Source organism: Mesorhizobium liriopis (genome assembly GCF_024053505.1).
Lineage (GTDB): Bacteria > Pseudomonadota > Alphaproteobacteria > Rhizobiales > Rhizobiaceae > Mesorhizobium_B > Mesorhizobium_B liriopis.
Genome location: NZ_JAMXQS010000003.1, coordinates 383,043 through 406,629 on the forward strand (window position 1 = coordinate 383,043; position 23,587 = coordinate 406,629).

At 65.2% G+C, this 23,587-nt stretch carries 22 protein-coding genes; 8 read left to right on the plus strand and 14 right to left on the minus strand.

Annotated features, from left to right (window positions below):
• Window positions 1–2 precede the first annotated feature (2 nt).
• The 6 genes from NGM99_RS07490 to NGM99_RS07515 form a co-directional block, all read right to left on the minus strand.
• On the minus strand, window positions 3–1,079 hold the full coding sequence (locus NGM99_RS07490; protein WP_252817620.1) for an ABC transporter ATP-binding protein: 1,077 nt from the start codon (window positions 1,077–1,079) through the stop codon (window positions 3–5).
• A 4-nt stretch (window positions 1,080–1,083) separates the two neighbouring features.
• A complete protein-coding gene (locus NGM99_RS07495; protein WP_252817622.1) occupies window positions 1,084–1,914 on the minus strand; it encodes a carbohydrate ABC transporter permease in 831 nt (276 codons plus the stop codon).
• A gap of 4 nt (window positions 1,915–1,918) precedes the next feature.
• Window positions 1,919–2,854: a carbohydrate ABC transporter permease gene (locus tag NGM99_RS07500; RefSeq protein WP_435371404.1), complete on the minus strand. Its 936-nt coding sequence runs from the start codon at window positions 2,852–2,854 to the stop codon at window positions 1,919–1,921.
• A gap of 76 nt (window positions 2,855–2,930) precedes the next feature.
• Window positions 2,931–4,193 carry an ABC transporter substrate-binding protein gene (locus tag NGM99_RS07505; RefSeq protein ID WP_252817624.1) on the minus strand — a complete coding sequence of 421 codons (1,263 nt, stop codon included), beginning with the start codon at window positions 4,191–4,193 and terminating at the stop codon, window positions 2,931–2,933.
• A gap of 26 nt (window positions 4,194–4,219) precedes the next feature.
• Window positions 4,220–5,386 carry a PLP-dependent transferase gene (locus NGM99_RS07510; protein ID WP_252817626.1) on the minus strand — a complete coding sequence of 389 codons (1,167 nt, stop codon included), beginning with the start codon at window positions 5,384–5,386 and terminating at the stop codon, window positions 4,220–4,222.
• On the minus strand, window positions 5,383–6,111 hold the full coding sequence (locus NGM99_RS07515; protein ID WP_252817628.1) for a FadR/GntR family transcriptional regulator: 729 nt from the start codon (window positions 6,109–6,111) through the stop codon (window positions 5,383–5,385). The genes NGM99_RS07510 and NGM99_RS07515 overlap by 4 nt, the downstream gene beginning before the upstream one ends.
• A gap of 192 nt (window positions 6,112–6,303) precedes the next feature.
• On the opposite strand from NGM99_RS07515, the gene NGM99_RS07520 reads away from it, so the two are divergent.
• The 7 genes from NGM99_RS07520 (at window position 6,304) to NGM99_RS07550 (ending at window position 13,470) form a co-directional block, all read left to right on the plus strand.
• The gene (locus NGM99_RS07520; RefSeq protein WP_252817630.1) at window positions 6,304–7,836 is read left to right on the plus strand and encodes an ABC transporter substrate-binding protein; all 1,533 of its coding nucleotides are present in this window, start codon (window positions 6,304–6,306) and stop codon (window positions 7,834–7,836) included.
• Window positions 7,837–7,908: 72 nt separating this feature from the next.
• Entirely contained in the window at window positions 7,909–8,850 is a 942-nt protein-coding gene (locus NGM99_RS07525; RefSeq protein WP_252817632.1) for an ABC transporter permease, read from the plus strand.
• An 11-nt stretch (window positions 8,851–8,861) separates the two neighbouring features.
• Window positions 8,862–9,722, plus strand: coding sequence for an ABC transporter permease (locus NGM99_RS07530; RefSeq protein WP_252817634.1), 861 nt, complete (start codon window positions 8,862–8,864; stop codon window positions 9,720–9,722).
• 3 nt (window positions 9,723–9,725) lie between these two features.
• A complete protein-coding gene (locus tag NGM99_RS07535; protein ID WP_252817635.1) occupies window positions 9,726–10,922 on the plus strand; it encodes an amidohydrolase/deacetylase family metallohydrolase in 1,197 nt (398 codons plus the stop codon).
• Window positions 10,922–11,941 carry an ABC transporter ATP-binding protein gene (locus NGM99_RS07540; RefSeq protein WP_252817637.1) on the plus strand — a complete coding sequence of 340 codons (1,020 nt, stop codon included), beginning with the start codon at window positions 10,922–10,924 and terminating at the stop codon, window positions 11,939–11,941. Before NGM99_RS07535 ends, NGM99_RS07540 begins: the two co-directional genes overlap by 1 nt.
• Window positions 11,938–12,933, plus strand: a complete 996-nt coding sequence (locus NGM99_RS07545; RefSeq protein ID WP_252817638.1) for an ABC transporter ATP-binding protein — start codon at window positions 11,938–11,940, stop codon at window positions 12,931–12,933. The genes NGM99_RS07540 and NGM99_RS07545 overlap by 4 nt, the downstream gene beginning before the upstream one ends.
• Window positions 12,934–12,972: 39 nt before the next feature.
• On the plus strand, window positions 12,973–13,470 hold the full coding sequence (locus tag NGM99_RS07550) for a RidA family protein (protein ID WP_289852375.1): 498 nt from the start codon (window positions 12,973–12,975) through the stop codon (window positions 13,468–13,470).
• 6 nt (window positions 13,471–13,476) lie between these two features.
• Here the strand turns inward: NGM99_RS07550 and NGM99_RS07555 are convergent, their stop codons facing one another.
• Window positions 13,477–14,199 carry an IclR family transcriptional regulator gene (locus NGM99_RS07555; RefSeq protein ID WP_252817804.1) on the minus strand — a complete coding sequence of 241 codons (723 nt, stop codon included), beginning with the start codon at window positions 14,197–14,199 and terminating at the stop codon, window positions 13,477–13,479.
• 200 nt (window positions 14,200–14,399) lie between these two features.
• Here NGM99_RS07555 and NGM99_RS07560 point away from each other — a divergent pair, with 200 nt between their 5' ends.
• Window positions 14,400–15,596 (plus strand): aminotransferase class V-fold PLP-dependent enzyme, encoded by a 1,197-nt coding sequence (locus NGM99_RS07560; RefSeq protein ID WP_252817640.1) that lies wholly within the window; start codon window positions 14,400–14,402, stop codon window positions 15,594–15,596.
• Window positions 15,597–15,644: 48 nt separating this feature from the next.
• Here the strand turns inward: NGM99_RS07560 and NGM99_RS07565 are convergent, their stop codons facing one another.
• Genes NGM99_RS07565 through NGM99_RS07595 form a run of 7 tightly spaced genes read right to left on the minus strand, consistent with a single transcriptional unit; the run spans window position 15,645 to window position 23,496 of the window.
• Window positions 15,645–17,384, minus strand: a complete 1,740-nt coding sequence (locus NGM99_RS07565) for an ABC transporter ATP-binding protein (protein ID WP_252817642.1) — start codon at window positions 17,382–17,384, stop codon at window positions 15,645–15,647.
• Window positions 17,384–18,328 carry an acetamidase/formamidase family protein gene (locus tag NGM99_RS07570; protein ID WP_252817644.1) on the minus strand — a complete coding sequence of 315 codons (945 nt, stop codon included), beginning with the start codon at window positions 18,326–18,328 and terminating at the stop codon, window positions 17,384–17,386. Before NGM99_RS07570 ends, NGM99_RS07565 begins: the two co-directional genes overlap by 1 nt.
• Window positions 18,318–19,952 carry an ABC transporter substrate-binding protein gene (locus NGM99_RS07575; protein WP_252817647.1) on the minus strand — a complete coding sequence of 545 codons (1,635 nt, stop codon included), beginning with the start codon at window positions 19,950–19,952 and terminating at the stop codon, window positions 18,318–18,320. Before NGM99_RS07575 ends, NGM99_RS07570 begins: the two co-directional genes overlap by 11 nt.
• Window positions 19,953–19,986: 34 nt before the next feature.
• Window positions 19,987–20,907 carry an ABC transporter permease gene (locus NGM99_RS07580; RefSeq protein WP_252817648.1) on the minus strand — a complete coding sequence of 307 codons (921 nt, stop codon included), beginning with the start codon at window positions 20,905–20,907 and terminating at the stop codon, window positions 19,987–19,989.
• Window positions 20,907–21,812, minus strand: a complete 906-nt coding sequence (locus NGM99_RS07585; protein WP_252817649.1) for an ABC transporter permease — start codon at window positions 21,810–21,812, stop codon at window positions 20,907–20,909. The genes NGM99_RS07580 and NGM99_RS07585 overlap by 1 nt, the downstream gene beginning before the upstream one ends.
• Window positions 21,809–22,405 (minus strand): ANTAR domain-containing response regulator, encoded by a 597-nt coding sequence (locus NGM99_RS07590; RefSeq protein ID WP_252817650.1) that lies wholly within the window; start codon window positions 22,403–22,405, stop codon window positions 21,809–21,811. Before NGM99_RS07590 ends, NGM99_RS07585 begins: the two co-directional genes overlap by 4 nt.
• A complete protein-coding gene (locus tag NGM99_RS07595) occupies window positions 22,402–23,496 on the minus strand; it encodes a transporter substrate-binding protein (protein ID WP_252817651.1) in 1,095 nt (364 codons plus the stop codon). The genes NGM99_RS07590 and NGM99_RS07595 overlap by 4 nt, the downstream gene beginning before the upstream one ends.
• Window positions 23,497–23,587: the final 91 nt, after the last annotated feature.

Consider the following 23,587-nt stretch of genomic DNA (forward strand, 5'->3'; position numbering starts at 1 on the left):
TTTCAGTTTGCCCGCACCACGCGGTTTCCCGCCCCGTCGAACAGATGAAGATGTTCGGGCGGGAAGGCGATGGCCGTGGTTGGTCCCGATTGCAGGCGGGTGCGGTCGAGGGTGAAAGCGATCAAGGGCAGGTCGTGCACGGACAGATGGAGGATGATGCCGAAGCCTGTGGGTTCGACGAGGCTCACACGCGCCGGCAGGCCGTCAATTGGGCTCAGAACGACGTGTTCGGGACGGATGCCGAGGGTGACTTCCGTGCCGCTCTGCAGGGCGTAGGGGCCCGACAAGGCGATGCGGGTGCCGTCCGGCAGGACGATGCCGGCTTCTGCGCCCGACGCGTCATAGGTGCCCTTGAGTAGATTCATCGCCGGCGAGCCGATGAAGCTGGCGACGAAGAGGTTGGCGGGGCGGTCGTAGAGTTCGAGCGGTGAGCCGACCTGCTGGACTATCCCGCCATGCATGGCGACCACGCGGTCGGCGAGCGTCATGGCTTCGATCTGGTCGTGGGTCACATAGATCGAGGTGGCACCCAGATCGCGGTGCAGCGTCTTGATCTCGGCGCGCATCTGCTCGCGCAGGCGGGCATCGAGGTTGGACAGCGGCTCGTCGAACAGGAATGCTTTCGGTTGCCGCACGATGGCGCGGCCCATGGCGACGCGCTGGCGCTGGCCGCCCGACAGCGCCTTGGGCCGGCGTTCGAGCAAGGGCTCGAGGCCGAGCTTGCCGGCGGCGTTCGACACGGCCGACGCGATCCGCTCCTTGGCCGCGCGACGAAGGCGCAAGGAATAGCTCATGTTCTCGGCGACGTTCATATGCGGGTAGAGCGCATAGGACTGGAACACCATGGCGATGTCGCGATCCTTGGGATGCCTCTCGTTGACGCGGGCCCCGCCGATGCGGATTTCGCCGCTGCTCACCTCTTCGAGCCCGGCGACCGTGCGCAGCAGCGTGCTCTTGCCGCAGCCGGAGGGGCCGACCAGCACGATGAACTCGCCGTCCTTGATGGTCAGATCGACGCCGTGCAGCACGGGCACGGCACCGTAGTTCTTGCGGACATTGTCGATATCGATGGATGCCATGCGTTCAGCCTTTGACCGCGCCGGCCGTGAGGCCCTGGACGAGATAGCGCTGGATGAGAAGGAAGAAGAGACAGGCCGGGATGAGCGCGAGCACGCCCGCCGCCATCATCTGCCCAAAATCGACGGAGAACTTCGAGACGAAGCTCAAAAGCCCCACGGGGAAGGTCGCCGCCGCGTTGCCCGAGATCAGCATCAGCGCGAAGAGCAACTCGCTCCAGGCGGCCGTGAAGACGAAGCCAAGCGTCGCCGCGATGCCGGGCAGGGTGAGCGGCAGGATGATCTGGCGGAAGGCCATGAACTGCGTGGCGCCATCGATCTTGGCCGCTTCCTCCAGCTCCTTCGGAATGCCGTCGAAAAAGGACTGCATCAGGAAGGTCGCGAAGGGCACGTTGAAGGCCGTGTAGACGATGACGAGGCCGGTGAGGCTGTTGGTCAGCCCGAGCGGGGTCAGCATCTTGAAGATGGGGGCCACCAGCATCACCAGCGGAAACATCTGCGTCAGCAGCATGAGCGCAACCAGCCACGCACGCCCCCGGAACGCGAAGCGCGAGAAGGCATAGCCGGCGAGGCTCGCGAGCACCGTGACGATCACGGCCGTGCTCGTCGCCACGATCAGGCTGTTGCGGAAGAAAAGCGGGAAGGCGCTGTTTTCGAGCACGAAGCGGAAATGCTCGAAGCTCGTGCGCGAGGGCCAGAGCCGGATGCCCTCGGAGTAGAGCAGGTCGTTGGGCGTGACCGAGACCTTCACCAGCCAGAACAGCGGAAAGAGCGCGAAGAGGAGGTAGGCGAGAATCGCGAGGCGGTGGAAGACCGTGCCGAGAAAGCTTACGCGCATGGGTTCAGCCCCTTTCCAGCAAGGTCTGGCGCAAAAGCACGATCAGCATGGAATAGATCATCAGAAGCACCAGGAGCACCACCGCGATGGCCGAGGCATAGCCGAAGTCGAGCGCCTTGAAGGCTTGGGTGAAGATGTAGCTCGCCACGATCTGCGTGCGGTCGGCGGGACCGCCATTGGTCATCACCACGATCAGGTCGGCGAAATTCGCGATCCAGACCGTGCGCAGGAGGATGGTGATGGCGATGGTGGGTGCCAAGAAAGGAAGCGTGATAGTCGAGAAACGGCGGAACGCCCCTGCCCCGTCAATGGCAGCTGCCTCGTAAAGGTCGCGCGGAATTGCCTGCAACGCAGCCAGAAGCGTGATCGCAAAGAAGGGCACGCCCCACCAGACATTGGCGGCGATCGGTCCCCACATGGCGAGCGAGGGATCGGACAGGATGTTGTTGGGCGCGTCCAGAATACCCAGCGCGTAAAGCCAGTGCGGCAGCGGGCCGATCACCGGATTGAACATCCAGGCCCAGTTGAGGCCCGTCAGGAAGGTCGGCACGGCCCAAGGCAGGAAGACCAGCGCCTGGACCAAGCCGCGCCCGGCAAAGGGACGGTCGAGCAGAAGCGCCAGGATCAGGCCCAGCGCGAATTGCAGAAAGACGGAAGCGCCCGTCCACCACAGCGTGTTGCGCAACGCGCGGAAGAAGTTGGCGTCGCCCCACAGCGTACGAAAGTGCTCCAGCCCGACGAAACCGCCCGAAAACGGGTTGAGAAGCTGAATGTCGCGGAAGGCGTAAGAGAGGCCGAGCACCAGCGGCACCAGCATCACGGCCGCGATCAGGATCAGCGCGGGGGCGGTGTAGAGATAGGGTTCGAGCCGCAGCGCCACACGGTCGCGCAGCGACCGGCGCGTACCGGGCATCGTGGAAAGGGCGTCAGCGATCGCCATCCAAAGCCTTCGAAGTTTTCGAGAGAATGCGCGAGGGGCCCGCCACACGCAAAAGCGCAGCGGGCCGTCTCGGAACTTATTTCTGGTTGGCCAGATGCTTCTGCTGGGCCTTGGTCAGGTAGTCGGCCCACTGGTTGCCGAGTTCCTCGGGCGAGATGTCGCCGAGCAGCGCCTGTTGGCTGGTCTTGATGGCGAGCGAGTCCTTGAAGAAGGCGAATTCCTCAAGATAGGTCGGCATCACGGTCGGCACGGCGTCCTTGTCCTCGAGCTCCGCGAACCAGCCCTTGAACTGTTCCGTCGCGTAGAACGGGTCTTTCTCGGCCGACTTGTGGACGGGCAGTGCGCCGGTACGCTTGTTCCAGGCGATGTTGCCCTCGGGCCCTTCCAGCGTCTCGATCAGCTTCCAGGAAAGGTCCTTGTTCTCGCTCGCCGCCATCATCGACCAGCCGGCGAAGCCGATGGTCGGGAAGGTCTTGCCATCCGGCCCCTTGGGCATGGTGGTGATGCCGTAATCCTCGGATTTCATGCGCTCGGCCACCGCGATCAGTGCGTCCGGGTCCTGGTCGAGCATGGCGCAGGTGCCGGTGTAGAAGCCGGCGACGACCTCGTTGAAGCCCCAGTTCACGCTGTCCTTGGGCGCATAGCCCTTCTTGTAGAGATCGACCGTCCAGGAAAGACCCTTCACCCAGCCCTCGCTGTTCAGCGTCGAGGTGCCGTCCTCATTGAAGAACTTGTTGGAGCCGGCCATGGAAGCGCCGAACATCATCCAGCCATTCAGGCCGCCGGGGCCGCCGCGCAGGCAGTAGCCGTATTTGCCGGGCAGCTTGGAGATCTTCTCGGACGCCGCCATGAACTCGTCCATGGTCTTCGGCGGTTCGGAGACACCCGCCTCCTGGAAGAGCTTCTTGTTGTAGAACATGGCCCGCAGGTAGAAGCCGTAGGGCAGCATATAGGCGGTCTTGTTGACGTCGCGGCCAAGCTCCAGCGCCCGGTCGGTCAGGCCGGCCGTGTGTTCCCACTTGGCGAGATAGGGTTCGAGGCTCTCGAGCAGGCCGTTATTGGCGTAGAGCGAAAGCCAGGTGTCGGGCATCTCCATGACGTCGGGCAGCTCGCCGGCGGACACCATGGTCGCGAATTTCTGGAACGCCTCGCCCCAGGGCAGCGAGATGATCTCGACCTTGGTGCCGGGATTCGCTTCCTCGAACTTGGCGACGATGCCTTTCAGTGTTTCCGTGCGCTCGGGGCTGGTGATGACCTCGACCAGCTTGAGCGTGGTGTCCGCCATGGCCGTGCCCGTCATGAGCGTCAGCGCCAAGGCTGCGGTGATCAGTTTCTTCATGTTTCGTTCCCCTTGGTTTTCGTTGGTTAGTTCGTTGAAGCGGCAGTGAACGCCGCTTCGAGGTCGCTCCACAGGGCCTCGGTGCCTTCGAGGCCGACATGGAGACGGACCGACCGCGGATGGATGCCGAACGCTTCCGCGGAATTGGGTTGTGCCTTCTGCGCGAGCACGACCGCGCCCGGCACGATCAGGCTCTCGTGCCCGCCCCAGGATACGCCGAGCTTGCAGAGCCGGAGCGTGTCGGCGAAGCGGCGCGGATCGACACCATCGCGCAGGATGAAGGAGAAAAGACCGGAGGTGCCAAGCAGGCCGGGCGGCAGGCGGTTTGCGAGGCCCGGATGGCAGACCTCCTCCACCAGCGGATGATCCTGCAGGCGCTTGGCGATGGAAAGTGCGGCGTCCTGATGCGCCTTCATGCGAACGGGCAGCGTGCGCAGCCCGCGCACGAGAAGCCAGGCATCGAAGGGCGAGAGCTTGCCGCCGAGGTAAGGGTAGGCCTCGCCCCGGATACGCGCGATGAGCTCGCGCGAGCCCGCCACCACGCCCGCCACCACATCGCTGTGGCCGCCGAGATATTTCGAGGCCGAATGCAGCACGAGATCGACGCCGAGGCTCAAGGGCCGCTGGAAGACCGGGCTCGCCCAACTGTTGTCGATGACGCTGATGGCACCATGGGCGCGCGCGAGGTTGGCTAACGCTCCGACATCATGGGCTTCCATGACCCAGCTGGTCGGGCTTTCCATGTAGAAGAGCTTCGCACCCGGCAGCGCTTTCGCCACCGCTTCCTCGTCGCGGCCATCGACATAATCGACCGCCACATTCATGCGCTTGAGCAGTGTGCCGAACAGGCGGAAAGCGTCGGGATAGACGTGGCGGACGGCGACGATACGGTCGCCGGGCTGGACGAAGCTCAGGACGGTCGAAGAGATCGCCGACATGCCGCTGGCGAAGCCGATCGCGTCATCCGCACCTTCGAGGGCTGCCAGCATGGTCTCGAAGTGCCGCACGGTCGGGTTGAGGCCGCGCGTGTAGATCGGCCGGACGATCTCGCCGCGATAGGCGGACAGCATCTCGTCATAGGAGCCGAAAGTAAAAAGCGAGGTCTGCACGATGGGCGGCACCACGGCCTCGTAACCGTTCGCCTCATCATGCGCCGCGATCAGCGCGGCTTCCTCGAAGAATGCTTCACTCAACGCGCCATCTCCACGATGTCCTCTTCGACGACTTGAAGGATTTCCAACGTCTGGTGCGCGGCATCGTCCGGGTCGCCCGCGCGAATGGCGTCGAACAGCTTGCGGTGAAACGGAAAGGAGCGCCGCGCGAAATCGTGCCGGTCGAACGGATTCGTCCAGAACCGCTCGAAGGCATCGCGCATCTGTTCGAGCAGCTGGCGGAAGAGCGGGTTGTGGGTGGCGTCATAGACGGCGAGATGGAAGGCCAGATCCTCGGGGCCGGAGCTGCCCTTCTCAAGGTGCACACCTTCCATGATGTCGAGCTTTTCCTCGATATGGGACAAGTCCGCCTCGGTGCGACGCCGGCTCGCCACGCGGCTGGCCTCGACCTCGATCCCGCGCCGCACTTCCAGCGTCTGCAGAAGCGCGTCGCGCTGGCTGGCGGCGTCCAGCGTCAGCGGCACATGGATGGTCGCGGTGGAAATCGGGCGCAGGAGATAGGTGCCGCTGCCTTTCCGGGTCTGCGTGACACCCAGCGCTTCGAGCCGGCCCATCGCCTCACGGATGGTGGAGCGCCCGACGCCGAGCGAGGCCATCAGTTCGCGCTCGGCCGGCAAGCGGTCACCGCTTTTGAGCGCCGCGCGCTCGATGAAGCCCGTCAACGCCTCCATCACCTGCTTGCCGCGATCGGCGGCGGGCAGTGACGGAAGCAAGTTCGACGTGTAGCCTGCAAATTGGTCTGACATCAGAGCGATTTGTCGCGAAGGTTTTGGTGCACGTCAAGTTGCTTGTTGATCGAGCCACAACCAAAATTTGCAGCCGACGGTGATTGGACGGTCTTCTGATGCCCGTCATTTTTCCGGTTGACCGAACGCGAAATTCACCCCTAAATTCAAATAAAGGAAGTTATTTCATAATAATGATATAGGGGAAGTTCGATGAAGCACTGGCACAAGGCGATCACTCTGGCTGCGGCAGCGGCACTCTCCACCGCGGCCGCTTACGCGCAGGAGCCGCAACGCGGTGGCGTGATCGATGTGGCAACGATCGGCGAGCCGCCGACGCTCGACCCGATGGCCTCCACGGCCGATCTCGTCGGCATCGTGTCCCAGAACATCTTCGAAACGCTATTCACCTTCGGGACCGACTGGAAAGTCGTGCCGCTTCTGGCCGAAGCCATGCCCGAGATTTCGGATGAGGGCCGCGTCTACACGATCAAGCTCCGCCAGGGCGTGACCTTCCATGACGGCTCGGCGATGGATTCGGCAGACGTGCTCGCTTCGCTGCAGCGCTGGCAGAAGGTCGCCTCGCGCGGCCAGCAGGCGGCGGCGAACATCGCCTCGATCGAGGCGCCCGACGCGCAGACGATCCGCATCACGCTGAAGGAACCCTACGCGCCGCTCCTGTCGCTGCTCGCCTTCAACAACTCCGCAGCCGTTGTCCTGCCGTCGGAAAACATGGCCGTGCCCATGGAAAAGCCGGTCGGCACCGGTCCCTATATGCTGAAGGAGCGCAAGCCCGACCAGTATATCCAGCTCGCCCGCTTCGACGCCTACAAGGGGCGCGAGGATGCCTCCGATTTCTATGGCGGCGCGCGCCACCAGTATCTCGACGAGATCCGCTTCGTGCCGGTGCCGGACCCCAACACCCGCGTCGAGGGTGCCGTCGCGGGCCAGTTCGCCTACGCGGATTCGATCCCCGTGGAGTCGGTCGGCCGCCTGACGGGCGACAAGACGGAAGCCGTGACGCTCAAGCCCTTCGGCTGGCCGGTCTTCGTGATGAACACCAAGGAAGGCCTGCTGTCGGACGTCGCCAAGCGCCGTGCGGTGCTGACCGCTCTCAACCCGGAAGACCTTCTGATCGCGGGCTTCGGCACCAGCGACTTCTACGCGGTCGATGGCTCCCTTTACCCGGAAGGCTATGCCTGGAACAACAAGGAAGGCGTCGAGGCATACGGCCAGGGCGACCCGGAAAAGGCTGCGACGGCCCTTTCCGAAGCCGGCTATGACGGCACCACGCCCTTGCGCATCCTGACGAGCCGCCAATACGAGTTCCACTACAAGATGGCGGAGGTCGCCGCCGAATATCTCAAGCTCGCGGGCTTCCAGGTGAAGCTCGACGTGGTGGACTGGGCGACACTCACCCAGCGACGCCAGGACCCGAAGGCCTGGGACATCTTCATCAGCCACTCGCCCTTCCTGCCCGAGCCGTCATTGATCGGCGTGATGCAGGACACCTCGCCCGGCTGGTGGGTGAGCGAAGCCAAGACCGCGGCGCTCAAGGCGTTCAACGCCGAGTCCGATCCGGCCAAGCGCGCCGAACTCTTCGGCGCGGTGCAGAAGGTGTTCTATGACGAAGTGCCCGCCTTCAAGGTCGGCGACTTCAACGCGGTCGCCGCCAAGTCGCCCAAGCTGCAGGGCGTGACGCCGGCCCCCTGGCCCTATTTCTGGAACGCGTATCTCGCGAAGTAAGCGCGACGCTCACCCAGCCAGAGAGGATGCCGCAACACCCTTGCGGCATCGCTCCCCGAGCCCGGCCAAGCCATGATCAGAACCATATCCCATCGCCTTCTCGGCATGCTCGTCGTCATGCTGCTCGTGGTCACGATCGTATTCGTGATCGTGCGCATCACGCCCGGCGATCCGGCGGCTGTCATGCTCGGTCCCGACGCGACATCGGCCGATATCGCAGCGCTGCGCACCCAGCTCGGCCTCGACCGGCCGCTTCTCGTCCAGTATTTTCAGTACTTGGCCGACGTTGTGCGCGGTGATTTCGGGCAATCAATTTTCCTGGGCCAGCCGGTCCTGCGCGCGCTGGCCGACCGCGCCGAACCGACCTTCTTCCTGACCCTCTTCTCGCTCGGCATCGCGGTCGCCATCGCGCTGCCCATCGGCATCTATTCGGCCTATAGGCGCGGCTCGGCCTTCGACCAGTCGGCGACCACGGTGGCGATGCTCGCCGCCAGCATTCCGAGCTTCTGGCTGGGCCTGTTGATGATCCAGTTCTTCGCGGTGAAGCTCGGCTGGTTTCCGACATCCGGCTATGGCGGCCCCGGCGCCAGCTTCGCCACGCGGCTCGGCCATCTGGTGCTGCCGGCCTTTGCGCTCGGCATCGTGTCGTCCGCCCTCATCATCCGCTTCACCCGCGCTTCCATGCTCGACGTGCTCAACGACGATTACGTGCGCACCGCCCGCTCCAAGGGCATGGGCGAGGCGCGCGTGATCCTGCGCCATGCGCTCAAGAACGCGATGATCCCGATCCTCACCATTATCGGCTTGACCGCAGCCCTCCTGATCTCGGGCGCGGTGGTGACAGAAACCGTGTTCTCGCTGCCCGGCGTCGGCAATCTGGTGGTGAATGCCGTTCTGCGCCGCGACTATCCGGTCATCCAAGGCGCGCTTCTGGTGGTCGCCGGCCTTTACGTTCTTATCAATTTCCTGATCGACATGCTCTACATCCTCGTCGATCCGCGGGTGCGCTACTGATGGCGGCGACCATGACAGCGGCAATGCCCGCCAGCGGCCGAAGCCAGTTCCTGCGCAGCCTGCTGCGGCGCAAGCCCGTGGTGATCGGACTGGCCGTGCTCCTGCTGATCCTTCTGCTCGCGCTTTTCGGGCCGATGCTTTCGCCCTATGCGGCGTCCAAGCTCTCGCTCGCGAGCCGCCTCAAACCGCCCTCGCCCGAACACTGGCTCGGCACGGACGATTTTGGGCGCGACGTCCTGACCCGCCTTGCGGTCGCCGGCCGGTTGTCGCTGCTGGTCGGCTTCTCGGTCGTGGTCGTATCCTGCGTGATCGGCGTGACGCTCGGCCTCCTCGCCGGCTTCTTTCGCCGCCTCGACACACCGGTCGCTCGCCTGATCGACGCGATGATGGCCTTCCCCGATATCCTGCTCGCGATCGCGCTCGTTGCCGCCCTTGGGCCCTCGGTCGTCAACGTCATCGCAGCCCTCGGCATCGTCTATGCCCCGCGCCTTGCCCGCATCGTGCGCGCCTCGACGCTCGTGATCCGCGAGCTGCCTTATGTGGAAGCGGCGCGTGCGCTCGGTGTCTCGACGCCGCGCATCATGGTGCGCCACGTGCTGCGCAACCTGCTCTCGCCCATCCTCGTGCAGAGCACCTTCATCTTCGCTTCCGCCATGCTGGCCGAAGCCGGACTGTCATTCCTCGGCGTCGGCGTTTCGCCCAGCGTGCCGACCTGGGGCACCATGATCGCGCAAGGCCGCCAATATCTCGATCAGGCGAGCTGGATCATGTTCTTTCCCGGCCTCGCCATCGTCTGCGCCGTTCTTTCGCTGCAACTCGTGGGCGACGGCTTGCGTGACCTCCTCGACCCCCGCCTAAGCAAGGATATCTGAGCCTTGGCCCCATCCCCCATACTCATCCGCAATGTGCGCCCTGTCGGCTTCACTCCGAACACCGCGCCACAGGCCGCCACCGACATCCTCGTCGGCACTGATGGTCTCATCAAGCAGGTCGGCCCCTCGCTGATTGCGAGCCCTGGCGCGCAAGTCATCGACGGCGGGGGCGGCTATGTCTCGCCCGGCTGGACCGACCTTCACGCCCATGTCTGGCATGGCGGCACGGATATCTCGATCAAGCCGCGCCATGCCGGCCTCGAGCGCGGCGTGACCACCATCGTCGATGCGGGCTCGGCCGGCGAGGCCACCTTCCACGGCTTTCGCGAATACATCATAGAGCCCGCGCCCGAGCGCATCCTGGCCTTTCTCAATATCGGCTCCATCGGCCTCGTCGCCTGCAACCGCGTGAGCGAACTGATCGACATCCGCTCGATCGACATCGACCGCACGCTCGCCGTGGCGGAAGCCAATCGCGACCTGATCGTCGGCATCAAGTGCCGCGCGAGCCATGTGATCCTCGGCTCCTGGGGCATCACGCCGGTGAAGGTCGCCAAGAAGGTCGCCAAGATCCTCAAGCTGCCGATGATGATCCATGTCGGCGAGCCGCCACCCACCTACGACGAGATCCTCGAACTGCTCCGCCCCGGCGACATCATCACCCACTGCTTCAACGGCAAGGCGGGCGGCTCGATCATCGAGGATGAGGATCTGTGGGATCTCGTCAGCAAATGCGCCGATCAGGGCATCCGCCTCGATGTCGGCCATGGCGGCGCGTCGTTCTCGTTCAAGGTGGCGGAAGTGGCCATCGAGCGCGGGCTGATGCCGTTCTCGATCTCGACCGACCTGCACGGCCATTCGCTGAACGGCCCGGTCTGGGACATGGCGACTACCATGTCCAAGCTCCTCTCGGTCGGCATGCCGTTCGAGGCGGTGGTGACCGCTTCCACGACAGCGCCCATGTCGGCGGTCGGCCTCAAGACCGAGAACCTGCTCGGCATCGGCACTAAGGCCGAACTCACCGTGTTCGACCTCGTGGGCAGCGACCTCAAGGTGCGTGACTCGCAAGGGGCGACCGCGACGCTCAAAGAGATGTTCGAGCCGCGTTGGGCCGTGATGGGAAGCAACGCCGTTCGTGCCGCGCGCCACATGCCGAAGGAAGGCACGGCAGTGGTCTGCACCTGCGGAGCGCATAACTGATGCGTGATGCGCTCGCCCCCGACACACTGCTTTCGGTGCGCAACCTCCAGACGCATTTCGTGTCCCGTTCCGAGGTCGCTAAATCGGTCGATGGCGTGACCTTCGATCTGAAGCGCGGCGAAACGGTCGCGGTCGTGGGCGAGTCGGGGTCGGGCAAGTCGGTGACGAGCCTGTCGATCATGGGACTTCTCGCGCATCCCGGCCGGATCGTGGGCGGCGAAATCCTCTACCGCAACCGCCAGGGCACGGTGCGGGATCTGGCGCAGGCATCAGCCAAGGAGATGAAGCGCCTGCGCGGCACGGAGATCGCCATGATTTTCCAGGAGCCGATGACGAGCCTCAACCCGCTCTTCACCGTGGGCGACCAGATCGCCGAGATGATCACACTGCACGAGAAGATTTCTTACCGCGCGGCCCTCGACCGGGCGGCCGAGATGCTCGAACTGGTCGAGATTCCGGCAGCCCGGCGGCGCGTCAACGACTACCCGCACCATATGTCGGGCGGCATGCGCCAGCGCGTGATGATCGCACTGGCACTTGCCAACAAACCGTCGCTGCTGATTGCCGACGAGCCGACCACGGCACTCGACGTGACCATCCAAGCGCAGATCCTGGACCTTTTGCGCCGCCTCCAAAGCGAGATGGGGATGAGCATCCTCTTCATCACCCACAATCTCGGCGTGGTGGCGGAGATCGCGCGCGAGGTGGTGGTGATGTATGCCGGCCGCGTGGTCGAGCAGGCACCGGTGGTCGACCTCTTCGCCCGTCCGAAGCACCCCTATACGGAAGGGCTCCTCGCCTGCACGCCAAACGCCGCGCGCGATGTGGACCCGAATGGCGTGCGCCTTCCCTTGCGCCCAATCCCTGGCAGCGTGCCACCGATCACAGCCCTCCCCCCTGGCTGCACCTATGCGCCGCGCTGCACTTACGCAGTGCCCGGTTGCACCGGAGCCGTGCCGCCGCTCTTTTCTGTCGGCGCATCCCATCTCAGCCGCTGCTTCAGGCACGAACTCCTATGAGCACCCTCGCACACACCAGTTCCGAGGCTCCGCTGCTCTCAGTGAAGAACCTCGAAACCTACTTCCCGCTGTCGCACGGCACGGTGCGCGCGGTGGACGGCGTTTCGTTCGAAGTGCGGCGCGGCACCATCGTCGGCCTCGTGGGCGAGTCGGGCTCGGGCAAGACCACGCTCGGCCGCTCGATCCTGCGGCTGGTGGAACCCACGGGCGGCGAGGCGCGCTTCGAGGACAAAGATTTGCTGACCCTTTCGCCCCGCGAGATGCGGGCCTATCGTCGGCGATTGCAGATCATCTTCCAGGATCCCTATTCGAGCCTCAACCCGCGCATGCGGGTCGGGGCGATCCTGGCGGAAGCGCTCGACACGCATGGGCTCGCCAAGGGGTCCGCCCGCGCGCCCCGCATCGCCGAACTCCTGACCCGCGTCGGCCTTTCGCCCGAGCACGCGAAACGCTTTCCGCATGAATTCTCCGGCGGCCAGCGCCAACGCATCGGCATCGCGCGCGCCTTGGCCGTCGAGCCCGAGCTGATCGTGGCCGACGAGCCGGTCTCCGCGCTCGATGTTTCCGTGCAAGCGCAGATCCTCAACCTGATGCAGGAACTGCAAAAGGAATTCGGGCTAACCATGCTTTTCGTCGCCCACGACCTGTCGGTGGTGGAATATCTCTGCGACGAGGTGGTGGTCATGTATCTCGGCCGCATCATGGAGCGCGGCCCGAGCGCGCAGGTGTACAGCCGCCCGCGCCATCCCTACACCAAGGCGCTCCTGGCGACCGCGCCCATTCCCGACCCGACCGTCAAGCGCGAGCGCATCATTCTCAAGGGCGACATTCCGAGCCCGCTCGACCCGCCCTCGGGTTGCGTCTTCCGCACGCGCTGCCCCTACGCCGCGCCGATCTGCGCCGAGAACCGCCCGCCCGACGAGGCGGTCGGTCTCGATCATTTCGTGGCCTGCGTCCGCAAGGACGAGCTAGCCACTTCGGGCGAGCTTTGAGAGTGCCAGCCCTTCTACACGCCTACCAGGAGTTATTCATTGTCCGTGTCCGAACTTTCATCCGATGTTCTCGAAGCCGAAACGCCCGCCGATCGTTTGGCCTCGCTCGGCATCACGCTTCCCGCCTCGCCCCCGCCGGTGGCGAATTTCGTGACGCACGTCTTCGAGGACAGATTGCTATACCTCTCCGGACAAGGCCCGCGCGAGGCGGATGGGCGGATGCATCGGGGCAAGGTCGGCGCGGACGTTTCCGTGGAAGAGGCCTACGCCCATGCAAGGCTGACGGGCATCAACCTCCTGGCCGTGATGCAGGAGGCGCTGGGCGATCTTACCCGCGTGCGGCGCGTGGTGAAGCTGCTCGGCATGGTCAACGCTGAGCCCGATTTCGCCGACCACCCCGCCGTCATCAATGGCTGCTCCGACCTCCTGGTCGAAGTGTTCGGCGACAAGGGCCGCCATGCCCGCTCGGCCGTCGGCTTCGGGTCGCTTCCCGGCCGCATCACGGTCGAGATCGAAGCCATCGTGGCAATTGATTGAATGAGACTACTTCCAGCCGAGCCTTGCTTCGATGCGCCGTGCGGAAGAGCGCACGGCATCCGCATAGCGCTCGCGCGCCTCGGCGACTTTAAACTCCGGCAGCACCACGGAGACGGTGGCGGCACAAGCCTGCGCCCGATCGAGGATGGGAGCGGCCACGCAGGCCACCGAATAGGCGGACTCGCCCGCCTGGATCGAAAGCCGCTCGTGAAGCGCCTGCGCCGACTGCGCGGCGAGCGTTTCCGCATTAAGTTCCGCGCGGCCCGTGGGCGAGGCCTTCGCGCAACGGCGGAACAGCTCGATCCGCTCCGCCTCGTTCAGGTGCCCGACCAGAAGCCGGCCCGAGGCCACCCAGTTGAGCGGAATGCGCGAGCCGACGCGCGAGGTGACCTGGAAATGGTCGCGCCCCTCGGCCATCGCGAGCACCACCATCATGTCCCCGTCGCGCCCGCAGATCTGGATGGTCTCGCCGAGTTCGCGGTTGAGGTCGATCATCTCCTCCTTGGCGATGGAAAGCAGGTCGAGGCTCTGCTCATAGGCAAGCCCATAATGGTAGAGGCGAGGCCCCAGCCAGACCGCCCCGTTCCCGGCGCGCACCAGCAACTGCTTTTCGACCAGATCCTCCACGATCGTGTAGATCGTCGAAAGCGGCGCGCCGACGGTCTGCGCCAGCTCGTAAGCCGTCGCGGGGCGGCCGGTGTCGCGCAGCTGATCCATGATCTGCAGCATCCGGTCGATGCCGCTCACGCGCGAGCGCCGTGCGGGCGCGTCTTCCGCTGCAACCGGGTCGCTCGCCAAGTTGCTCGCCTGTCGGGCGAGATGGGCTCCGCTCATGATCCGCTCGTTTCCTTGAAGACTTCTCTTGGCAGAGAACCATACCCATCCGCGCGCGGTGAAGAAACCGCTGCGGCCAAAAAGGATTTCCACTCATGACCGACGACATCCGCCTGAAGATGGGCCTGCGCCCGGTGATCAACGTGTCGGGCACGATGACCTCGCTGGGCGCCTCGATTGTGGTGCCCGAAGCGGTCGCGGCGGTGACGGCGGCCCTGCCGCAATTCATCGAGATCAACGACCTGCAGAAGCATGCGAGCCGCACCATCGCACGGCTCACGGGGGGCGAAGCGGGTTTCGTGACTGCATCCTGCGCCGCCGCCATCACGTTGTCGGTCGCCGGCACCATGACGGGCGACGACCGCGCGGCCATCGAGCGCCTGCCCGACACCTCACGGCTTCCGCGCGATGAGGTGGTGATCCAGTCCGGCCATATGGTCGGCTATGGCGCGCCGGTCGAGCAGGGCATCAGGCTGGCGGGTGCGAAGGTCGTGCCCGTAGGCCAGGCGACGAGTGCCGAGGCCTACCAGCTCGCAGGCGCGATCAACGAGCGCACGGCGGCCGCCGTCTATGTCGTCTCGCATCACACGGTGCAGTACGGCCAGATGCCGCTCGCCGAATTCGCCGAGGTCGCGCATTCCAAGGGCGTACCGGTGATCGTGGATGCTGCCTCCGAATACGACCTGCGCGGGTTTCTGGCAGCAGGCGGGGACCTCGCGCTCTACTCCTCGCATAAGTTCTTGGGCGGTCCCACTGGCGGCATCGTGGCGGGCCGAAAGGATCTCGTGCGCGCGGCCTACCTGCAGAACAGCGGCATCGGCCGCGGCATGAAGGTCGGCAAGGAAGGCATCGTTGGCACGATCGCAGCGCTCGAGGCTTGGGAACGCCGCGACCATGCCGGCATCCGCACTCGCGAGCAAGCAGCGCTCGACCTCTGGCAGGAAACGCTCGAGCCCTTCGAGGGCGTCAATCCGGTCATCGATCCCGATCCGACCAACAACCCGCTCGACCGTCTCAAGGTCTGGGTCGCGGCCGACGCCGCCCATATCACCGCCTGGGACCTAGCTGACCAGCTCGCGCGCCACGACACCCAGCCAATCATCGTCCGCGACCACGAGGTCGAGCACGGCTACTTCTATCTCGATCCCTGCAACCTGCATCCCGGACAGGCCGAGATCGTCGCGGGCCGGCTGCGGGAAGAACTCGAAACCGCCCGCCGCTCGAACACGGTAATTGCGTCCGACTTCGCCGCGCGCCGCAAGCGCCGCGCCGTCAACACCTGGCCGGACTGAGAGGCGCGAAACGCCAGCCCTTCGCCCCTCGAAGGGTCTGGCGCCGTTTTAGTGAACCGTGGCCACCCAGTGACCCGGTTCGACCTCGACCAGAGGTGCCGCCCCTTGTGCGGCCAGCACCGGCACCAGCGTTCGCCGCTCGCGCTGTCGGGTGGGATCGGGCACCGGCACCGCCTCGATCAGGCGTTGCGTGTAAGGGTGGCGGGGGTTGCTGAAAAGCTGGTCGCGGCTCGCCGTTTCCAAGATGCGGCCATCGAACATCACCGCCACGCGGTCCGAAATATTCTCCACCACCGCCATGTCGTGGCTGATGAAGAGATAGGCGATGCCGAACTCGCTTTGCAGCGTGCGGAGCAGGTCGAGCACACGCGCCTGCACCGACACGTCGAGCGCCGACACGCTTTCATCCGCCACGATCACCTTGGGACGCAGCGCCAGCGCACGCGCGATGGCCAGGCGCTGGCGCTGGCCGCCCGAGAACTCGTGCGGATAGCGGCCCGGCGCGTCAGGGGAAAGGCCGACGCGCTCGAAGAGTTCGACGACCCGCTCGCGGCGCTCGCTCTTCGTGCCGATGCCGTGAATGTCGAGCGGCTCACGCACCAGATCGCCAGCCGTCATGCGCGGGTCGAGCGAGGCGTAAGGGTCCTGGAAGACCATGGCGAGATCGCGCTTGGCCTGCTTCGTCCCGGCAGCGTCGCGCCCGCCCAGATTGCGCCCGCCCAAGACCACATCGCCCGAATAGGGTGCCAAGCCCACCAGTGCGCGGGCTGTGGTCGACTTGCCGCAACCGGACTCGCCGACGAGGCTCAACGTCTCACCCGACGCGATATTGAAGGACACCCCCTTGACCGCGTGAACAGGCATCCCCTTGCCCCAGAGCACGCCGCCCTTGCCGGGATAGCGCACCTCCAAGCCGTTCACTTCGAGTGCCAGAGGCTTCTCGAAAGCCCGCACGGCCTGCCGCCCCGGACCCGAGCCGATGCGCGGCACGGCGGCCAGAAGCTCGTGCGCATACGGCGTCTGCTGCGCCTGGAAGAAGGCTTTCGTTTCGCCCTCCTCCACCTTTCGGCCGTGTCGCATGACGACCACGCGATTGCCCATCTCGGCGACCACGCCCATGTCGTGCGTGATCAGAAGCACGGCCGTGCCGAAATCCTTCTGCAGGTCGCGCAATAGGTCGAGCACCTGCGCCTGCACGGTCACGTCGAGCGCCGTGGTCGGCTCATCGGCGATCAGAACATCGGGGCGCAGCGCCAGGGCCATCGCGATCATCACGCGCTGGCGCTGGCCGCCCGACATCTCGTGCGGAAAGCTTTTCATGCGTTCGCCGGCGCGCGGGATGCGCACGGCATCCAGCGCCTCCACCGCCATGCGCTCGGCCTCGCGGGCCGACACGTCGCGGTGGTTGAGGATGGTCTCGGTCAGCTGGCGGCCGACCGAAAGCACCGGGTTGAGCGAGGTCATCGGCTCCTGGAAGATCATTGCGATGCGGTCGCCGCGGATCTTGCGCAAAGCGCGTTCGGGCAGTGCCGTCAGCTCGGTGTCGCCGAGCCGGATCGTGCCCGAAGCCAGCCGCGTCGCGGGCTTCGGCAACAGGCCCATGATGGCGAGCGAGGTGATCGACTTGCCCGATCCGGATTCGCCCGCCAAACAAAGCGTCTCGCCCCGCCTCAGATCGAAGGACAGGCCGGACACCACGGCGCGCGGATGCGCCGTGCCGCCGACCGTGACCGTGAGGTTCGATACGGACAGAACAGGGGCGGTTCCCGCCCCATCAGGACCTGGCATCACTCGAACACGCAGCGCGGGAAGTAGAAGGACACCACCCAATTGGGCATGTCGACGATCTCGGAAATGCGAAGATCGCCGCAGGTGGAGACCAGCATATAGGCGTCGACCGGATTGAGATTGTAGCGGGACGCCAGAAGCTCGACCATGTCGGTCACGGCCGCCCGCGCGCCTTCCATCAGGTCCGTGCCGATGCCGGTCGTGACCTCGTAACCCTTGATGTCGAGATGGCGCGTGACGGGGCCGGGCGTCGTGAAGCGCGGCATCTTCAGACGCGCATCCTTCACGAGGTCGAGCTTGAGCACCACGTTCATCGGGCTTTCGATGGCCGTGCCGCAAACCTCGCCATCGCCTTGGGCGGCATGCGTGTCGCCCACGGAGAACAACGCGCCCGCCACCTCGACCGGCAGATAAAGCGTGGTGCCCGCCGCCAGATCGCGGATGTCGAGATTGCCGCCGACCCGGCGCGGCGGCACCACCGAATGGTGCCCCATTTCCGCCGGTGCCACGCCGATCGTGCCGGCGAAGGGTTTCAGCGGCACGCGGCCATGGGTGCCGAAGGCGGAGGGCTCGAGCGTTTCGGGATCGTATTTCCAGAGCGTGAGTGCCGGGTCCTTGAACTGGTCGGCGAGGAGGCCGAAGCCCGGAATGTTCGCCGTCCAGCCGAAGCCCGAGGGCTTGAACTCCTCGATTGTCACCTTCAGCGCATCGCCCGGCTCCGCGCCCTCGACATAGATCGGCCCGGTGACCGGATTGATCTTGCCGAAATCGAGCGTGGAAACGTCTTCCACGGTGGAGCCGGCGGTCAATTGACCGCCGGAGGAATCATGGCACTCGAAGAAGATCGTCGAGCCCGGCGCCACCCGCTCGGCAGGGACATTGGTGTTGTCCCAGCCATAATGGAAGTGGCGTCCGTGAATGGTGTAGTCGCAATTACTGCACATCGTTGACCGACACGAAATCGTAGTTGATCGGGATATGGACGGGATCGACGAAGAGGTTGTCGGCACCCACCATGCGGGCGCTCTTCATGGTGAAGCGCTGCTCGTTGAAGACCGGCACCCAGGGGGCGTCCTTCATGATGTCGGAATAGATCGCGCCCCAGGCCGCGAAGCGCTCCTCGGCCTTGGCCGGATCGACGATGGCGTCGGCTTCCGCCGCGCGCTTATCGAGCGCCTCGTTGCAGTACCACGACCAGTTCCAGCCGCCCTGCACCGCACCGGCACAGCCCAGGATCGGACCGTAGAAGTTGGAGGGATCGGGGAAGTCGGCGATCCAGCCCATGCCGCCCGACCAGATCATGGCCGCACCGTTTTCCATGCCGCCGGCCTCGATGACGTTGGCCTGAGCGAGCGAACGGATCGACGCCTTGATGCCGATGGCCGCCAGATCCTGCTGGATCGCCTGGGCGATACGCGGCTGCGGATCGGTGTTCATCACGAAGAGCTCGGTCTCGAACCCGTCCGCATGGCCCGCCTCGGCGAGAAGCTTCTTCGCCGCCTCGGGATCATACTTGTAGCCCTCCAGGTTCTTCACATAGCCGGGCATGGATGGCGGCAAAGGCTGGTTGGCGGGCACGGCGCGGCCGTTGATGATCTGGACGATGCGATCCTTGTTGATCGCCATGTTGACGGCTTGGCGCACCTTCACATCGTCGAAGGGCGCCATCTTCACGTTCATGGTGATGTAGCCGGTGTGGAGTTGTCCACCCTCGACCACGCGCGCCTTCTGCTCGGGGTCCTTCATCACTTCCTGGAACTTCGCCGGCGGAATGCCGTCGCCCGGAATATCGACCTCGCCCTTCTGCAGGCGCAGGAGTGCCACGATCGGTTCCTGCCCGATCTCGAAGGTGATCTGGTCGAGGAACGGCACACCCTTGTTCCAGTAGTCCGCATTCTTCTCGAAAACGAGACGCTGGCCGAGCGTCCATTCGGCGAGCTTGAAGGCGCCGGTGCCGACGGGATGCTTGCCGAAGTCGGCGCCGTACTTCTCGACCTCTTCCTTGGGCACGATATGGGCGAAGTTGAGCGCCATCACGTGAAGGAAGGTCGCGTCGGGCCGGGACAGTTCGATGCGCACGGTCTTGGGATCGGGTACCGTCACGCCCGAGAGGCTCTTCACCTTGCCCGAGGCCATGTCCTCATAGCCTGCGATGGAGCCGAAGAAGCCCGCTCCCGGCGACTGGGTTTCGGGGTTGGTCACACGGTCGAGCGTGTATTTCACGTCTTCCGCCGTCATGGCGCGGCCATTGTGGAATTTCACGCCGTCGCGCAGCTTGAAGGTGAAGACCTTGCCATCGGGCGAGATTTCATAGGATTCGGCCAAGTCGGGCTTCAGGTTCGTCGTGCCGGGCTCGTAGTCCATGAGCGCGTCGAACAGGCTCTTGATCATCGACCAGTTCTGCCAGTCATAGCCGATGGCCGGGTCGAGCGTCGCCACGTCGTCCTTGTAGGTGATGGTGATGGCACCGCCCGCTTTCGGCGCGTCCTGCGCGAAGGCAGGGAGGCCGAGCCCCAGGCCGAGCGCGAGCGCCGCACCGGCGACGGTAGTTCGAAGAAATTGGTTCATTCCGATGTTCCTCTCTTTTCTTGTTTGGTGGTTCTCACCGCAGCTTGATGCGCGGGTCGATGAAGGGGGCGATCAGGTCGGCCAAAAGGTTGCCGAGAACGATCGCAAGGGCGGAAACGAGCGTGACGCCCATGATGATGGGGATATCGACGCGCTGGATGGCCTGCCAGGCGAGCTGGCCGATGCCGGGCCAGCCGAACACGCTTTCGACCACAACCACGCCACTCATGAAGATGCCGATATCGATGCCGATCATGGCGACGATCGGCAGGATCGCGTTGGGCAGCGCGTGGCGGAACAGCACCGTCGAGCCCTTCAAGCCCTTGGCGCGGGCGGTGCGGATATAATCCTGGCGCAGCACGTCGATCATCGACGAGCGCACCATGCGGGCATACCAGCCGGCACCGAGCAGGCCGAGGGTCAGCGCGGGCAGCACCAGATGTGCCGCCGTGCCGTAACCCGAGATCGGAAGCCAGCCGAGGCGCACGCCGAACACGTAGAGGAGAAGCAGGCCGACCACGAATTGCGGCGCGGAGACGCCGACAAAGGACGAGACCATCAGCGCGCGGTCGGTCGGCGTACCGCGCCGCACGGCTGCCCACAGACCCATTGCGATGCCGATCACGAGTTCGCACAGAATGCCTGCCGCCATCAGCAGAAGCGTGGCCGGCAGGCGCGCCACGATCAGTTCCGCGACCTCCGAGCGCTGAAGGTAGGAGCGGCCGAGATCGCCCTGGAGAAGGTTGAGGAGGTAGCGCCCGTACTGGACGAGAAAGGGCTGGTCGAGACCGAGCTGGCGGCGGATGTTTTCCACCGTCTGCACGGTCGCCGAGCGGCCCGCGATCTGACGCACCGGATCGGCGGGCAGAAGGTAGAGCAGCGCGAAGGTGATGACGGACACGCCGAGCAGGATGAGGGCTGCCTGGACGAGACGGCGAAGAAGATAAAGCGCCATCAGTCGCGTCCCCGCTCGGTCGGATCGAGCACATCGCGCAGCGCGTCGCCCACGAGATTGAAGGCGAGCGCCAGAAGCAGGATGGCGATGCCGGGAAAGAAGACCAGCCAGGGGGCCGCCTGAAAATAGGTCTGGTTCTCGAAGATGATGTTGCCCCAGGACGCCATGGGCGGCTGAACGCCGACGCCGAGATAGGACAAAGTGGCCTCGAGCAGCACCGTGGTCGAGATGCCGAGCGTGCCCCACACGATCACGGTGGACAGAAGGTGCGGCAGGATATGGCGGAACAGGATGCGCGGGCCCGAGGCGCCAAGCGTCCTTTCGGCCGCGATGAATTCGCGCTCGGACAGCGCGCTGGTTTCGGTGTAGATCACGCGCGCCACCTGCACCCAGTTCACGAGTGCGATCACGAGCGCCACGATCCAGAGACTGGGCGACAGGATTGCCGCCAGACAGATGGCGAGCAGGAGCGCGGGAAACGCCATCATCAGATCGGTGAAGCGCATCAGGACGCCGCCAATGAAACCCTTGAAGTAGCCGGCCGTGACGCCGACCAGCGTGCCGATCAGAAGAGCGGCGCCGTTCGCCACGATGCCGATGACGAGCGAGGTGCGCGCGCCGTAAAGGATACGCGAGAGAAGATCGCGGCCGAGCAGATCGGTGCCGAGCCAGTAGGTGGCGTTGGGTGGCAGCGGCGCGCCTTCGAGCGACAACCCGTCGAAGAACTGCTCGTTGGGGTCGAAGGGCGCGATCCATGGCGCCAGGGCCGCGCCCAGCACGGCGACGACAATGATCGTAAGGCCGATCACCGCAAGGGGCCGCTTGAAGAGCCGACGCCATGCGCCGGGCGGAACAGGCGGCGCGGCGACGGCCGTCGTCATGTCGAAGGCGATGGGCTCGCTCATGCGCGCTTGTTCTGTGCTTTGAGTGCAGGTGCGGCGAGGAGTGCTGCGGCGGCTTCCTCGACGGTGATGCGCTTATCCATGGCGAGGCGGCGCAGGTGGTCGAAGGCCTCGGCTTCGGATTTGCCGGCCTCGGTCAGCCGCAGCATGGCCTGGATCACGGTGCGGCGCTCGGACACCTGCGCGCGCAGGCTGGCGATCTCGCGGATCATCGCTTGGCGCTCGTCGAAACGCTGGCGCGCGATCAGAAGGGCGGCGTAGATGCCGGCATTGCCGAGCGGCTTCACGAGATGCGCGTCGGCGCGTTGCCTCAGCGCCCATTCCACGCGGCCCGGCGCTTCGGTGCCGATCAGCGCGATCAGCGGCATCGGCGCTTCGCCGGTCGCCCAAGGCATCTGACCGTCGAAGCCGCTATCGGCGTCGAAGAAGACATAGTCGGCCAGCACAGCATCCGCCGACAGTTCGGGCCAGACCGCTTGCGCGTCGAGGCCGATCGCCGCAAGCTGACGCAAAAGCGCAGACGCATCGGCGTGAGTGCGATGCAGCACCAGCGCCTTCGCGCCGCCGAGTTGGGGAATGCCGACGCCGCGCCTCATGACACGATTCTCAAGGCCGGCGCGCTGCGCATGAGGCGCGGGTCGTAGCGCGAGAGATAGGGATCGGGGCGAAGGGCCGTTTCGCTCTGCCAGACAGGCCTGAACCGCGCGCCCTCGATCCGGCCGACCAGCACGGGCAGATGCGTATGCTGGGTCTGGGGATCGATCGTGAGCGCGCCCAAGGGCGTGGGGAAGGAACGGCTTTCGAGAAGCGGGCGGAGCATCGTGGGATCGTCCGTGCCGGCCGCCTCGATCAGATCGGCGAGGATCAGCACGGAAGCATGGGCCGCGGCCTCCATGGAGGAGGCCGCCCCCTCGCCACTGGCGAAATAGGGTCCGACCACCAGATGCCCCTCGCCCGCGCCATCGAGGGCTGCAAGTTCGGGTTCCATCAGGTCGCAGCTGAGCACCGGACAGTTCGCAGAGAGAAACGCGTCATCTTCCAGCCCCAGCGCCTGGAAGGCCTTGAGAAAGGCGTAGGAGGATTCGCCGATCAGATTGTTGAGGATGAAGGCGGGCCGGGTCGCGCGGATCTCGCCGATCAGGCGTGCGACATCGGTATCACCCAACGCCAGGTAGCGTTCGCCGAGCACGCGCCCGCCGGCATCGCCCACCAGCTCACGCGCCGCGCGGTTGAGTTCCCAGCCCCAGACATAATTCGAGCCCAGAAGAAAAACATCCGCGCCCCAACGCGGCAGCACGTAAGCCAGAAGCGGCACGAGATGCTGGTTGGGGCAGGCATGGGTATAGACCACATGCTCATTGGCTTCGAAGCCCTCATAGGGTGCCGCATACCAGAGCATGGCGCCCTGCCGCTCGAGCACGGGGATCACTTCCTTGCGTGAGGAGGAGGTGACGCAGCCCACGATATGGCGAAGTTCGCCATGACGCAGCATCGCGGCGGCACCCGCGCCATAGGCTTCCGCCTTGCCGCCGGGATCTTGGGAAACAGCCGCGAATTCGAGCCCACGCCGACCATCCGCATTGACCGCCGCGATGCCCGCCAACGCGCCGGTTTCCGCGGCGCGCGACAGGATGTGGTAATCGCAGTCGCGCGAATAAAGGACGCCGATGGGAATGCGCTGACGCAAATGCCGATCCCGAAACGAAAACGCCCTGCATTCCGCAGAGCGAGATGCGGAATGCAGGGCGCGAATGCCTGTGGCCGTGGGCCTATTTGCC